Here is a 14,550-nt window from a genome sequence, read left to right on the forward strand (position 1 = left end):
AGTTAGTTTTAACTCCCATTCCTCAAGCCATAAACCGCAATATATCCTCAATCTTCTTCCCATGAGAGATCACACCGTAGTTCATCCACGACATGAAATCTACTTCATACACATTACCGCTCTTCACCGCAGGCAGACGTTTCCATTCATCCCTATCGAGCAGTTCGCGCTCCTCTCCAGGTTTGGCAGAATTTCCAGTGTCAAATGTAATCAACAAGTGATCCGCATGAAGCTGACTTAACTGGTCCAATCCAATGAAAATCCTCCGCTCGTGTCTTGTCCATTGCTGCACACGGGAGTGCGGAGTCAGTCCAAGATCCTGATATATTACAGGGCCAACGTAGCCCTGCTGATCCCCATAGAGAGTAATATCCGAAGCAGATATGCGTAAAAAAGCTACCGTCTGACCACGTAAAGATCGTGCTAACCGACTCTTAGCTTCCATTGCCTTGTCCTCATACGCACCAATTACGTCTTGAACCCGATTCACTTTTCCCAATACATCGGCTGTGGATTTCAAAATGGAGCGCCAATCTTCTCCCAGATGATCTACGTAAAATGTAGGTGCTACCTGCTCAAAGCGGTTCAGATTCCATCGATCATATCCCTTGTTCAACATGATAAAGTCCGGTATATTGCCCACATTAAATTGAGCATCCTGCTGGCTTACATCGAATTCGGGTACATCATCCAATCCCAAATATTGCTGCCTGCCCCAAGAATGATGCGAACATTGCAGTACAGGTTTTACGCCAAGAGCCAACACAAAGTCCTCCAGATAAGGAGCAAAGACACGAACCTCTTGACGGTGATGACGGCGATATAACCCAGGTGAAATACCAGCATATTGCTTAAATCGGCGGCCAAAATAATACTCGCTGCTAAATCCCACATTCTGTGCAATTTCATGGATGCGATCATCCGTGAGCTGCAATAGTTGCTTCGAGCGTTCAAGCCGAACCGCATTTACATATTCAAGCGGGAGTTTGCCCGTAATTTTTTTGAATTGCCGAGTGTAGCTGGCTCTGGTAAGACCAATATCTGCCGCGAGCTCATCCACGGTTATCGTCTGATCATAGTGGTCGCCAATATAACGAATTGAACTTTGAAGACGGGCACGATCATCAGGTACTTCTGTTTCGGGGGCACTCTGGCGAAGCAAGGCACGGAACCATTCCTGGAAACGAAGCTGTACCTCCCATTGCTCCAGCCAATCGGCAGTGACCTGTTGACGCAGTATTTGTTCCAAGGCTTCCAGACAAGAACTCCACGGACTGTAACTGAGTTGCATAAGAGGTAATAATCTCGGAGAATCTGGACTTTGGGAAAGTTCCTGCTGCTCCTCCGTGTTTCTTCTAGACAAACCGTTCGAAGTCTCTTCGCTTAACTCTGCCACCATAAGATCAAGCTTATAATACTGCAATTCACTTTCTGTCCAAGGCGAACCTTCTATTTTAACGGATGTTCCAGCCGGAACAAACATAATCATTCCTTTTTCCAGATGAGATTCCCGATCTGAGCAAGCTATTGAACCCTTCCCAGACGTTACAACGAATATAGCGTGTGAAGACGACATTCTGTATAACAAACGTTTATCGATATGAGATTGATGGTGATCTACGTATTCCATATGCTGAAGTGAGCATAGCCAGGGCTTGGGAATCAGTTGTATTATCGTGGGGCACATGTTCATCGTCCTTAACTGAGAATTATTATCATTTAAAATAGTGTATACGAAAAAAGAAAGCTCTTCAACCCTGGCTGAAGAACTTTCTTTCTTATGGGATTATTCTTATGGAGTCATTTTTTCCAAAAGATCATCAATTTTCATGGAATTCGCTGTAATCGCACCTGATTGCCAATGTGATCTTTCCATAATATATACCTGATTGTTCTTAACGGCGGGAAGAGATTTCCACAATTTGCTGTCAAGTACCTTCAAGGCTTCCTTGTTCTCGGGAGAAGACCATTCTCCATTGGAAGGGAAAATAATAAGATGATCCGCATCAAGTTGCGGCACGGCCTCCTCAGACAGAATTTCCTGATATTCTTCCATCTTGCTAACCAGAGGATGAGGTGTTAGACCAAGCTCGGAATAAATAAATCCAGTAAATCGATTCTTCACACCGAACAGTGCCAGTGTGTCATCGTTAACATTCAGCCGGACAACTGCGACAGTCTCGTCTCCAACCGCTTCCTGCAGCTTCGATTTGGCATCTGCAATTTTGGCCTCAAATGCCGCAGCAACTTCTTCACCCTTGTCCGGTTTACCTACAACATCGGCGATGGTTTGTAAAATTTGATTCGAATCCTGCAGTACGCTCTCAGGCAGACGATACGTCGGTGCCACCTTGGAGTACATCTCATATTTCTCCATATCTACCCCACCATCTACAATGATGAGATCCGGATCATATTCCAACAAAGCTTCAATACTCCCCGTAGTATCAAATTGAGGAACATCCAGTTCTAAATAATCCTGTACACCCCACAATGGATGATACCACTGCACTACAGGTGTAATATCGAGCGCCTTCAGATAATCTTCTACATATATTCCAGCAATCCGCTGTGGTTGAACCGGAATCGTCACATCTCCAAATTCATCCTGTACAACTCGTGTCGCAGGCTCTGTCTCGTTTCCAGAAGTATTTTCTCCAGCAGCTCCACTTTCAGTTGCAGGAGTCTGTTCCGCATTCGTAGCGGTATTTGTACTACATCCTGAAATAACCAGACCCATGAGCAGTAATGTAATCGTCCACCCTTTGAAACCTTTAACTAAACCTACCATGTTACCCTTCACCCCTATGTGATCTGTTGATGTAACCGTGAGAATATTTCACATATAATGATTATCATTCTCATCGATTGCTTAGGTGAATTGTAACTCATGCTTCAGCCGACTCACAATGTACATTTGATGTTGTTTTTTTATACAAACGAAAACAGCCCTGTTGGTCCTCCCCCGCTTATCGCAGGGGCAACCTGCCTTGACGATAACTTTCCAACAACTGATCCACAAAGGAATCGTTCGCCGTACCCTGTAACAGTGCAGCACCAATTAAACCCATATCATCACTCACATACCCCGCTAACTCAGGTTCGCCGGTGAGAGCCAAGGTCTGTTTGAACGCCTGTTCCCTACATGCGCGCAGCACCTCTTCTTCAGCCACCACTTTATCTTGAGCCCATCGTTCAAAAGCTTGCATCCACTCGTCAGCAAATGCAGAGGCATCCCTTTCATCCAGATAAATTTCCACATCCAATCCTTCGAATGTCTGCTGGGTCAGAATCCGTCCCTCATTAAGATCCAACAGTAGCTTCTCCACATCCGTTTTGCTCATTGATCTCTCCTCCAGTTCCTCATCATGTCAAATACATCTCAGGTATAACAAAACGCTTCATCATTCGATTAGGATCGGCTGTAAAATGATCCAATTGAAATTCCTCATATTCGCTAAGGATACTTTCAAAGATACCAGCGATCACACCACAATCTGCCAAAGCATTGTGCCTGTGAATTCCATCTGTATTCAGATCGTAATACCGAATCAGAAAATCTGTAGAAACGACCTCGTTAATCTCAGGATGAATGTAGGTGAACATCGCTTTTGTATCGAGCACCGGGTTGGTCAACATCGGAAGCCCATACTCATCACAATGCCGCTTCAAGATGGGTAGGTCATACTCATATCCAGCTTGTGTCACAAGAACGTTATCACCAATAAATTTCTGAAATTCCTGAAATGCTTCTACGAACGACGGAGCCTCCAACATTTCCTCATTCGAAATTCCTGTTAATTTCGCCACAGGTTCTGGTATTGGTTTGTTCGCGCGTGTAAGTGAAGAAAATGTTGTCTTGCATTGTTGACCTCTTTGGTAATGCATCGCACCAAATTGAGTCACACTCTCCACCACAGGATTAATGCCTGTACCTTCGAGATCAAATATGCAGTACATTCTATCCTGTAATGAAGATACGCTTAGATTTTCAATAAAGTATGTATCAGGCAAAAGCGTAATTTTCATCCGCCAACTCACTCCTCCCCACTATCATTCTGGTTAATGCATTTCTCATATATAACTCTGTCACTCCCACAATCGGGTGACCTGGAGCAACTTGCGCGTTCCATCAAACTGCAACTTATAGATGTCCGGCATCGTAGTCTTCTCCCAGAAATCATAACCGTAGGAAGAATCATAGTGTTGTAAAATAAGCGTCATTACATCTCCATGTGTTCCGATGACTACCTTGTGACCCACATGTTTATCCAAAATTCTCTCGATCACCGTTACTGCCCTTGAGCGAGCCTGTTCACCAGACTCCCCACCTGAATACGCATACGTAGGATCACGGTACAACTGCTGCTTGGCTTCACGAAAATTAGCATGCTTCACATCTGAACTCGACAACTGGCGTTCACGCAAATCTTCCTCTGTCACCACAATTCCATCTGACCAATCTGCCAGAATCTGAATCGTATCTACCGCTCGCCTGTAGGGGCTAGAATAAAACAGTTGAATCTGCTCCCCATGGAGCAGACTGGCAACCGTTCCTGCATCTTGATGACCTTGCTCAGTCAGTCCACGCTCGCGTTCCTGTCCTTCAACATATCGAGACTCCGCATGTCTGACAAAATACAAAAACGTATTGGCCTCATTCATCATCCATCCGCCAACCCTTTTTTCTTCTCAATGACAATCAGGCAGGTACTGTCTGGCAAAGGCGTAGGCTCACCATTTTCCTTCATGAAGATCATTCGTTCTCCAAGTGCTTCCGTGTACCCCTCCTGAAGGAAATGTTCGAAAGTCATAATCTCGGCTTGCTCACCTAGCGCTTCTCGAATACAGTTCTCATAGGCTGTCGGCGTGAATATACCGAACTGTTCCTGAATTTCATGCACGTATGCCTCTTCACCCCAAGTATACGTGTAAAGAAATTCCATCGCATCGTTAATCGGCATCTCTACTTCGTTGTCTGAGATCCGCTCATATTGAATTGCACGTCCCTGAAAATCCTCTGCATACCGCTCCAGCCAGCGCATCCCATCCGCTTCCAGGAAACGAATACGGCGCTTCTGTGCCTCCGGTTCACTCATGATGCCATCCCGAATCAGAATTCTTCCTCCAGGTGACAGCACACGGAATGAACTTCTCAGCGCTGCTACAACCGTTTCAGAATTAAATCTTTGACCATCCAGTTCAATATATGAGTATAATTCATGCAGAATGGATGAAAAAATAACCGTATCCACTGTGCCCGGCTGCACATATTGCTCCAGTTGCAGAGCATCGCCCTTCATAACTTGCCAACGATGTCCCTCACGCTGTTTTTTGCGCTCCAGCGCTTCAATGACATTGGCTGAGATATCGATACCAATCGGCTCCACTTCCGGTTTTTCCTGCTCAATCAGATCCAGCAGAATTCCTCCACCTGGACCGATATCCAGTACCCGTTTACCAACGATATAGTCGAGCAGTACTTTTTTGTAATCACCGGAGCTGTTCATATCGGACAAATACGTCTCTTCGTTGTGGAAACGATCATACGCATCCCGGCGTAATCCGAACAGGTCAAATAACAGCAGTACAGCCTTCTCGTATAACGGCGACTTTTCCGCTTCAATACAGAATGCAATCAGCTTCTCGGCAGCTGGAGAAAATTCGAAGGTCACGAATAATGTATCCGGCAGATCCGTATGACGTTCAATGCGATGGGTTAGATGGGGATAGACGATCTGCTCCCCTGCCACAATCTGTTCCCACGAATACTGTTCCAAATATTTTTCAATCATTCGTTTCTTGTAAATATTGAGCTTCTTGACGCCCTTGTAATCGTAATACATCGTATTCATCAATGGTTCGAAGCTGATATGGCGAACGATTTCAGATCGACTCTCCATGGATGTTGGATTCATACTTTCGCTGCGAAGCGTCAACAGGAACACTTTTACCATCTCCTGCAACGAAAAATCCTGCATGGCCGACTCCACATACCATAATGTGCGATGAGCCAGCGGAGCCAGCGCCTGTTCTACATCCAGTTCCGTTTGTAGCTTGGCGTAAGCCGTATCCATAGCTTCTCCCTGCCGAATGGATGAACTTCTTAAGCGGGATAACCGTTCCTTCACGCTCCAGTCCTCATGATCCGGTCCAACGATAATCCAGCCTACAATGCGCTGCACCTCAGCCTGAACCTGATTCCATAACGCCGGATCAACACCTGCAATAATGCACTCATTTAATGCCATCAGTATGGTGTGCAATTCATCTGTAGTAAGCCATCCTTTGACGATCAAGCCGTGAAGCGGAGCATTTTCGGCAAATGGAATCTCACCCCGTATGTATTGACCAATAAGTCCATGTGTAGCAATTAGAGTACGTATAATCTCATGCCTTGGAGTGTGTGTATTCAGCGCATCATGCTCGCTTATATCCGCATTGTTACTTAGAGCACCACTCGGAGAACCAAGTTGATATATACTCGTCTCCTTGGTCTTACCGATGTCATTATCCAGGTGCTCTGCCACTGCGTATAAGTCATATAACTGAGCGGACCCCACATTGTGTACAAACAAGTTAACGCCCTGCTTTTGCCATACCCGCCGCTGCTCCCGTGATCCGGCCTTCGCCGTCTCTGACCAGATTAATACGTCTTCCAGAATTTCTCGCACCCAAAAAGAAACCTGAAGCTCCTCCAACACATGCAGTGTACGCTCGGTGTAGTCCAGTACCGGATTTGTTCCCTCAAGTTCGGCAATGGAATGAATGCGTTCGAGGTTAATATGGGGTTTCTCCGCTGCTGCCAGCAGTTGCAGCCATAGCTGCTGGGCTTCCGGCGTATTACCTGACTTGTGTGATTGTATGGCCTCTAATGAATGCAGCATGAATAAGTCCCCTCTCTTTCTCTACCCTTATATATAATATAGTTAGATTCGTTTATAAGTTGAACTATTGTATAACTGGCTCTGTATCTTCCGGCAATGTGGCACTCATTAATATTACCCAGCTTCGAGCCACATCACCCGCAGGATCACCCGACATACCAGTCATCCAATCAATGACCCAGTATTGATCGCCAGCCTCACTGAGCATAACATTATCGGGGTGAAAATCGCCATGACAGATCTGCTGTTAATCAGACAATGTTTTATTCTTTCTGGACGACATCGAGTGGAAGATCCATTTTATATAAGGTGCTCGAATCGTGAGGCGTTCCGTATGGAAGCTCTCGGGTATCGTTAACATGATCGGATTTAATGAAGACGATTCTGTAATCGTTACACCTACTCCTCCACTTGAAAAATAGAATCAATGATCAGCGGCAAATTATCCCTTACGGACACTGCACCGAATACTGAACGAGCGTGTACCCCCTGATCCCCAAATACCTCCATCATCAGATCCGAGAATCCATTTAGCACTTTATGATGCTCCTGATACGAAGCGGACGCATTGATGAATCCCTGCACTTTAACCACTCTCTTCACCCGATCCAGTGAACCCAACACATCTCGAACGACAGCAAGCACCTCCAGTCCAGCATTCCGGGCAAAATCATACCCCTGCTCTGTTGTGAAGTCTGATCCCAGTTTGCCGCGTTCGGAGGTATCCGGTCCTTTCCCGGATACATACATAATTCCATTCACAATAACGGCATTGGCGTATTTCGCTGCGGGGGCACTGGCCTGTGGCAAAATGATCCCCAGTTCATTTAATCTCGCTTCAATCATCGTATATTCTCTCCCTCTTTTAGGGTCCTCACGGAACCCGATTCCTTGTATTCCTGTCTATAAACTCTGGGTGATACCTGAACGGTACGTTTGAACATCTTGCCAAAATGAGAGAAGTTACTGAATCCCGCAAGCCAGGCGATATCCGTAATGGATTCTTCACTTTCTCGCAGCAAACGCTGTGCTTCCTTTACCCGTAACAGATTCAGATAATCACTGAAGGTAAATCCCGTCGTTTGTTTGAACAATCGACTCAGATAATGCGGACTAATGCGAAACATGCCCGCCACCTCCGGTAATGTCAGTGGTTTCTGATAGTTCTCATTCAGGTAACGTACAACTGCCTGTGTCTTGGGATGAAGAACCGGCTCACGATCATCGGAGCTTAACCTGCCCAAGTGTTGATTACGATAGGCATGGAGCAACAATTCAACAGCCCGGTGACAGAGCAACAGGTTGCTTCCAGGTTGAGGACGAAGCATTTCATCCACCATTTCGCTAACCATCCGTTCTAGAACCTCAGTGACTTGAGATGGAAACCTTACAATAGGAATCTCCCAACAGAAGGGTTCCTTCAAGCCTTCAACTAACTCCGCGGAAATAGCTATGGCTGCAAAAAGCTCAGGCTTCAAATACAGCACCATCCGCTCATGGTCAGGCATACCGCTCTCCAATGTTTTATGAACCGTATTGCGGTCAACAAACACCAGATCACCAGCCTTTACCCGGTAGGTCCGGTCCTTAATGAAATAGATACGCTCACCAGACAACAGGTAATATAACTCATAATGATCATGCAGATGGTCATCCGTCATCGAGAAATATCCAATGCGACGATCATATTCGATGTGCAGTAAATCCGAGGGATCATGAAAATCTGCACTGAAAGGTTCTGTCATATCGCCCTCTCTCCTTTCCATAAATTATAGCAAAATATGCGGCATTTGAAAGCGGTTACGCATAAAATGCGGCGAAAGAAGTACTCCCTTGTTATAGTCTAGAGCTATATTCAAGGAGGCGATAGACATGAGTAACAAGAAACGTTATGTATTAGTCGGAACTGGCGGCCGGGCCGAATTTTTTTATGGTGCTTTGACCCGGGATTATAGGGATACATCCGAGCTTGTCGGCTTTTGTGATATAAATCAAGTCCGCATGAACTACGCGAATCAACTATTGAAGGAAAAGTACGAGTATCCTGAGGTACCCACTTATCCTGCAGATCAGTTTGATCAGATGATTGAGAACGAGAAGCCTGACTATGTCATCGTAACGAGTGTTGACCGCACCCATCACAAGTACATCATTCGTGCGATGGAACTGGGTTGTGACGTTGTCACCGAAAAACCGATGACCATCGATGAGGAGAAATGTCAGGAGATTCTGGATGCTGTCAAGCGGACTGGCCAGAACGTAAGAGTCACCTTTAACTACCGTTATGCACCGCACCATACTAAGATTCGAGAACTTATTCTGAATGATACCATCGGGAAAGTCACTTCCGTTCACTTTGAATGGCTGCTGAATACCCGCCACGGGGCAGATTATTTCCGCCGTTGGCATCGGGACAAGCGTAATAGCGGCGGATTACTCGTGCACAAATCCACCCACCATTTTGACTTGGTGAATTTCTGGATTGGCTCGCAACCGGATACCGTGTTTGCATTTGGTGATCTGATGTATTACGGCAGAGAAAACGCAGAAGAACGCGGTGTAACGCAATTCTACAACCGGGCAACCGGCAACCCGATCGCAAAGGATGATCCTTTTGCACTGCATTTGGATTCAGACGCACATATGAAGTCCATGTATCTGGATGCCGAATCGGAAGATGGTTACCAGCGCGATCAAAGCGTATTTGGGGATGGCATCAACATTGAGGATACAATGGGTGTTCTTGTGAAGTATCGGAACAAAGCTATTCTGACCTACTCCCTCGTTGCCTACCAGCCATGGGAAGGTTATCGAATTGCCATTAATGGCACCAAAGGACGGATTGAAATGAACATTGTGGAGCAATCCTATGTCAATTCATTGGGTGACAAAAGTAAAGAAGGTGCTTTAATCGGTAAAACGTTGCGGGTTCTTCCAATGTTTGATGCGCCATATGAGGTTGAAGTGGAAGAGAAAGCAGGTGGACATGGCGGAGGTGACCCGGTTCTGCTGAATGATCTGTTTGGAGAGCCTGTAGAAGATCCGTTCCATCGTGCTGCGAACCACGTAGACGGTGCCAGATCCATTCTGACGGGTATTGCTGCCAATCGCGCCATAGCCACGGGTTTGCCTGTCAATGTCAATAATCTGGTTCGTTTCTAAGTCTCCCAGGTCCCGCACAACATTATTGTTTTCATTTTAAAGGCTGCGCATTTCACGCAGTCTTTTTTATACTTTTATAATTAATCTGCACGCAAGTCGACTCGGTAGAAGGAGGAAATCTATGTTCTTCTCTTTAAAAAACCGTCTGATTGCCTTTATCGTTGTCCTGTTTGTCCTCGCTTTTGGCACACTCTCCTACCTGCTCTTCAAGGAATCACGCACGGTCATTCGCTCTTACATCGAATCCTCTGCTCTTGAGAAAATGGAGGAATACGGTTCATACGTAGACATGGTGCAGATGCAGATCTACGATGTCGCCTCTCTTGTTTTCAATAGTGATATGGGCAAAAACTGGGATAACGCGATCGGTGATCCGAACCTGCCCGAAGGAGAAAAGATGCTGGCCAATCTTGCGATGAGCCGTTTTCTTACTCAGGCAACCAACAGTTACACCAGTATCTCGGATGTATCCATCTATCGTCGGAATGGACTGCGAATTGGCAGCGAGAATCAGGTAACATATGACCCTGCCTTTGTACAAGAATCCTGGTATACGAATTTTTACACGTTGGGAGAACGCTGGTTACCTGCACACACCGATCAACATGAACGTGTCAGAGATCATGGTAATCCGGTGGTCAGTCTGCTGATGCCCATTGGCACCTTTCATCATGCTACAGCGCAGAATGTCATGAAGGTAAATGTCAGTGAATCTTATTTTCTGGAGCCGCTCCGGCGCATACATCTTGCGGAGAGTAGCACTATTTTTCTACTGGGCGAGCAAGGAAATCCTATTCTGTCACAACAGATAGACGCGTTGGGTGCTGTAGCTACCGCAGAGATCGATCGTTTTCGAAACAGCCCGCTCAAATCCGGTGTGGCATACCTCACAAACCAGGAAGGACAGCGAGACATTCTTGTATTCAAGAAACTGGGACGTACCGGCTGGATGTTGGCGGGTATCGCACCTGAAAAGGAATTGTACCTCTCTCTCCATAAGCTCCAAAGCACAATTGTGGTGGTGACGATTGCCCTGATTCTGGTCTCCCTCTTGGCTGCTGCATGGTTATCCCACGGCGTAACCAAACCTTTGACCAGACTGGTGCTGGCGATGAGACAGGTTCAACGAGGTGCTTTTGACCAAGCGGATTCACTTCTGCCTCCGGATAAAAATGTAAAGAGCGAGATCAGTTATGTGATCTTCACCTTCCGTTATATGATCAGTCAGCTGCGGCAGCATATCCAGAATGAATTTGAACTGAAACTACTTCGCCAGCAAGCAGAGTACAAGGCACTTCTCATACAGATTAATCCACATTTTATGTTTAATACTCTGGAGCTGGTTAGCAGCCTTGCCATTCAGCGCCGTACGGATGATACGGTTCAGGTCATTGAGGATCTGGGTAAAATGATGCGCTTTTCTATCAATACCAATGACGACCGTGTTCCGCTAACCGAAGAGCTGGATTATGTGCAGCGTTATATCTCCATTTTGCAGACTCGTTTCGGTCATAAACTCGACATTTCAGTAACGTTGGAAGGTACACTGAACTACGTGGTCATCATCAAGTTTATTCTTCAACCACTTATTGAAAATGCAGTGAAATACAGCTTCCAACATCAGACGACAGCTCAGGTACAGATACGGATCAACCGGATGTATGATCGTCTGCACATCAGCGTTTCAGACAACGGACCGGGTATCCCAGCAGAAATAATCAATAAGTTGCAACATCCGGTTGCTCCCTCCTCATTGGAATCCATACTGCATAATGAAGGCTGGCATATTGGACTGAGCAATGTCATTGCTCGTTGTCGTCTGCATTATGGTGGCTTGTTCACGGTCCATGTGGAGAACGATGAGCGCGGAGGAGCTTACATTGAACTGACTCTACCCGTACAGGAGGAATATGATGTACAACGTATTAATCGCAGATGACGAGATCGAAGTTCGCGAAGGATTAAAATTGAAAGTCGATTGGCATGGCATGGGTTTTGTCATAACAGGAGAAGCCTCTAATGGGATCGAAGCGGATGAACTTTTGAAATCTGAACATTTTGACTTGCTGATTACCGATATGAATATGCCTGTCATGGATGGCATCAGACTATTGGATGTCTGCCGCAGTTATAACCCTTCCATTCAGATTATCATTATCACGGGTTATGAGGATTTTCAATATGCCAGAGCGGGGGTCCGCAGCCAGGTCATGGATTATTTACTGAAACCTGTAACCCGGGATGAATTGAAAGCCACATTAGGCAAAATCAAAGCGGATCTGGATGACAAACGTAAAATACGAGGCGATTCCGAATTGATGCAATGGCGACTCTCTCAGTATTACCGGGAAATGAAGGAACGTTTCCTTCTTGATCTCGTCAAAGGCAATCGCCTACCGCCTTCCTCCATGCCAGAACGGCTCAGATTGTTCCGTCTCGAATCATGGCAGGATCAGAAGGTCTGTTTCATCACCGCGAGTATAAGTCAATCGGACAAGCCGGATATTCGAAAAGATCGATTACACGAGCAGATGCATCTTCCTTTCGAAATGGTATGTTATGAAATCGCCCAGTCTGATTCAGACAATGTCCAGGTTTTTCATGATTTGGCACACGCAGGCATCATGCATTTCATAGTGCAAGATGGTATGCAGCATGAATTCATCCAACAGCTTACCGAACATACGGCATCCGTTTTTTCCATGGAACTCAAGATTGGGATGGGACTTTCTGTATCCGGACTTGAGCACTGGAAAGAAGGTTATATCCATTCCCTTCTGGCATGGAATTCAGCTGAACGGGCTGTCAGCGAGCCTAACACTCAGCCAGGAACGGACTATAGTCCATTACTACCTGAAGAAACAACACGCAAGCTGCATCGTTACCTCATTCGAGGGGAACTGGACTCCTTCCGCAGCATCATCCGCAAGGAACTTCACGAGGCATTCCAGCTTTCTCCCTCCAGAATGACACGAAGCATTTTTCAAATTTCATTGTTGATGGATTTTCCTATGGCCCCGGAATGGATACTTTGGCTTAAGACGCCAGATCAAGCAGAACGCTTATTAATGCAATGGGCTCAAGACTTCCTGAGTCGACAACTTCCTTCAGAAGATGGGGATGAGACGGTTATAGACTTAGCCAAGCGATATATCGAGGAGAACTACATGCAGGAGCTAACCTTGACGTTACTCGCTGAACGGTTTAACTATTATCCTACCTATTTCTCCGAACTGTTTAAGGAAGGTGCAGGGACCTCTTTTATTCAGTATGTGACGGGCGTTCGGATGAAACACGCCTTGCAACTGCTGAAGGAAACCCAATTAACCGTGTGGGATATTACAGAACTGACCGGCTTCAGTTCACCAAGTTATTTCAGCTCGAAATTCAAAAGAATGTTCAACATGAGTCCGTCAGACTATCGCTTGCTGCATTCCGAAAAAATCGATAGTCATGATCCGAAGAAATGAGATTCAAGCTTCTCCCCTTCCCCGGTATGATGTGGTTACCAAGAGAACGCCGTATGTTGTAAGCGGATTCATAATTGGTGACTATTATTCTTACCCATTCAGAAGGGAGGCACATGATGAAAAAACAGACCAAGCCCTTATACGGTCAGCACAATACCACAGCCTACTTGTTTCTTCTACCCTGGCTGATCGGGCTCTTCTGTCTGACACTGGGACCAATGGTTGCGTCCCTATACTTATCCATGACCAAATTCAATCTGCTGTCATCACCGACTTGGACTGGACTTAGCAACTATGTTCACATCTTTACCGAGGACGATACCTTTCGCAGGTCCCTTGGGCTGACGTTTTATTATGTCTTTCTATCCGTTCCACTAAGGCTCGCCTTCGCCCTATTGGTGGCAATGGCGCTGAACAAGGGAATTCGAGCCCTCGGCATCTACCGGACTGTATATTACATCCCTTCCCTCTTGGGCGGCAGCGTCGCGATTGCAATCGTCTGGCGTCAACTTTTTGAGGGAAATGGACTGGTCAATCAGTTTTTAAGCTGGTTTGGTATCTCGGGTCCATCCTGGATTGCGCATCCAGATTATGTGGTCTATACCATCATCACACTATCCGTGTGGCAATTCGGGTCTGCCATGGTCATCTTTCTTGCTGGCCTGAAACAGATCCCGGCAGACTTATATGAAGCGTCCGATGTCGATGGAGCGGGAAAGATACGTCAATTTTTTGGAATCACTCTGCCCATGCTCTCCCCCGTTATCTTTTTTAACCTGATTATGAGTATGATCAATTCATTTCAGGCGTTTACACCAGCTTATGTGATCGGGGATGGCCGTGGAGGTCCACTCGACGCAACAATGTTTTATACCTTGTATCTGTATCTGAAAGGTTTCTCGTTCTTTGATATGGGTTATGCTTCGGCTCTGGCTTGGATCATGTTGGTCATTATCGGGGTATTCACCGCAATCGTCTTTATCACATCCCGATTTTGGGTGTTCTACGGGGATAATCAGGAGGGGAGGTAA

At 46.0% G+C, this 14,550-nt stretch carries 13 protein-coding genes; 4 read left to right on the forward strand and 9 right to left on the reverse strand.

Going from position 1 to position 14,550, the window contains the following annotated elements; genetic code table 11:
* Positions 1-22: 22 nt before the first annotated feature.
* The 9 genes from MKY28_RS13375 to MKY28_RS13415 all read right to left on the reverse strand — a co-directional run bounded on the left by MKY28_RS13375 (position 23) and on the right by MKY28_RS13415 (position 8,632).
* Complete coding sequence (locus MKY28_RS13375; protein WP_340936166.1) at positions 23-1,693, reverse strand: helix-turn-helix domain-containing protein; 1,671 nt, start codon at positions 1,691-1,693, stop codon at positions 23-25.
* A gap of 99 nt (positions 1,694-1,792) precedes the next feature.
* Entirely contained in the window at positions 1,793-2,791 is a 999-nt protein-coding gene (locus MKY28_RS13380) for an ABC transporter substrate-binding protein (protein ID WP_340936168.1), read from the reverse strand.
* 178 nt (positions 2,792-2,969) lie between these two features.
* Positions 2,970-3,344, reverse strand: a complete 375-nt coding sequence (locus MKY28_RS13385) for a hypothetical protein (RefSeq protein ID WP_340936169.1) — start codon at positions 3,342-3,344, stop codon at positions 2,970-2,972.
* Between the two features lie 22 nt (positions 3,345-3,366).
* Positions 3,367-4,029 (reverse strand): 3'-5' exonuclease, encoded by a 663-nt coding sequence (locus MKY28_RS13390; RefSeq protein ID WP_340936170.1) that lies wholly within the window; start codon positions 4,027-4,029, stop codon positions 3,367-3,369.
* Positions 4,030-4,089: 60 nt separating this feature from the next.
* Positions 4,090-4,665, reverse strand: coding sequence for a histidine phosphatase family protein (locus tag MKY28_RS13395; protein ID WP_340936171.1), 576 nt, complete (start codon positions 4,663-4,665; stop codon positions 4,090-4,092).
* Entirely contained in the window at positions 4,665-6,887 is a 2,223-nt protein-coding gene (locus tag MKY28_RS13400) for a class I SAM-dependent methyltransferase (RefSeq protein WP_340936172.1), read from the reverse strand. The genes MKY28_RS13395 and MKY28_RS13400 overlap by 1 nt, the downstream gene beginning before the upstream one ends.
* 64 nt (positions 6,888-6,951) lie before the next feature.
* Positions 6,952-7,128 carry an aminoglycoside phosphotransferase family protein gene (locus MKY28_RS13405; protein WP_340937921.1) on the reverse strand — a complete coding sequence of 59 codons (177 nt, stop codon included), beginning with the start codon at positions 7,126-7,128 and terminating at the stop codon, positions 6,952-6,954.
* 158 nt (positions 7,129-7,286) lie between these two features.
* Positions 7,287-7,733 (reverse strand): RidA family protein, encoded by a 447-nt coding sequence (locus tag MKY28_RS13410; protein ID WP_047842646.1) that lies wholly within the window; start codon positions 7,731-7,733, stop codon positions 7,287-7,289.
* Positions 7,730-8,632, reverse strand: coding sequence for an AraC family transcriptional regulator (locus MKY28_RS13415; RefSeq protein WP_340936173.1), 903 nt, complete (start codon positions 8,630-8,632; stop codon positions 7,730-7,732). The genes MKY28_RS13410 and MKY28_RS13415 overlap by 4 nt, the downstream gene beginning before the upstream one ends.
* A gap of 127 nt (positions 8,633-8,759) precedes the next feature.
* Between MKY28_RS13415 and MKY28_RS13420 the strand changes: the two genes are divergently transcribed.
* From MKY28_RS13420 to MKY28_RS13435, 4 genes are all read left to right on the forward strand, one after another.
* Positions 8,760-10,049 (forward strand): Gfo/Idh/MocA family oxidoreductase, encoded by a 1,290-nt coding sequence (locus MKY28_RS13420; RefSeq protein ID WP_036670584.1) that lies wholly within the window; start codon positions 8,760-8,762, stop codon positions 10,047-10,049.
* A gap of 121 nt (positions 10,050-10,170) precedes the next feature.
* Positions 10,171-11,988 carry a sensor histidine kinase gene (locus tag MKY28_RS13425; RefSeq protein WP_340936174.1) on the forward strand — a complete coding sequence of 606 codons (1,818 nt, stop codon included), beginning with the start codon at positions 10,171-10,173 and terminating at the stop codon, positions 11,986-11,988.
* Entirely contained in the window at positions 11,963-13,519 is a 1,557-nt protein-coding gene (locus MKY28_RS13430; protein WP_340936175.1) for a response regulator, read from the forward strand. Before MKY28_RS13425 ends, MKY28_RS13430 begins: the two co-directional genes overlap by 26 nt.
* Before the next feature lie 116 nt (positions 13,520-13,635).
* Positions 13,636-14,550, forward strand: a complete 915-nt coding sequence (locus tag MKY28_RS13435) for a carbohydrate ABC transporter permease (RefSeq protein WP_340937922.1) — start codon at positions 13,636-13,638, stop codon at positions 14,548-14,550.

The sequence above is a fragment of the Paenibacillus sp. FSL R5-0473 genome (genome assembly GCF_038004565.1).
GTDB classification, from domain to species: Bacteria; Bacillota; Bacilli; order Paenibacillales; family Paenibacillaceae; genus Paenibacillus; species Paenibacillus amylolyticus.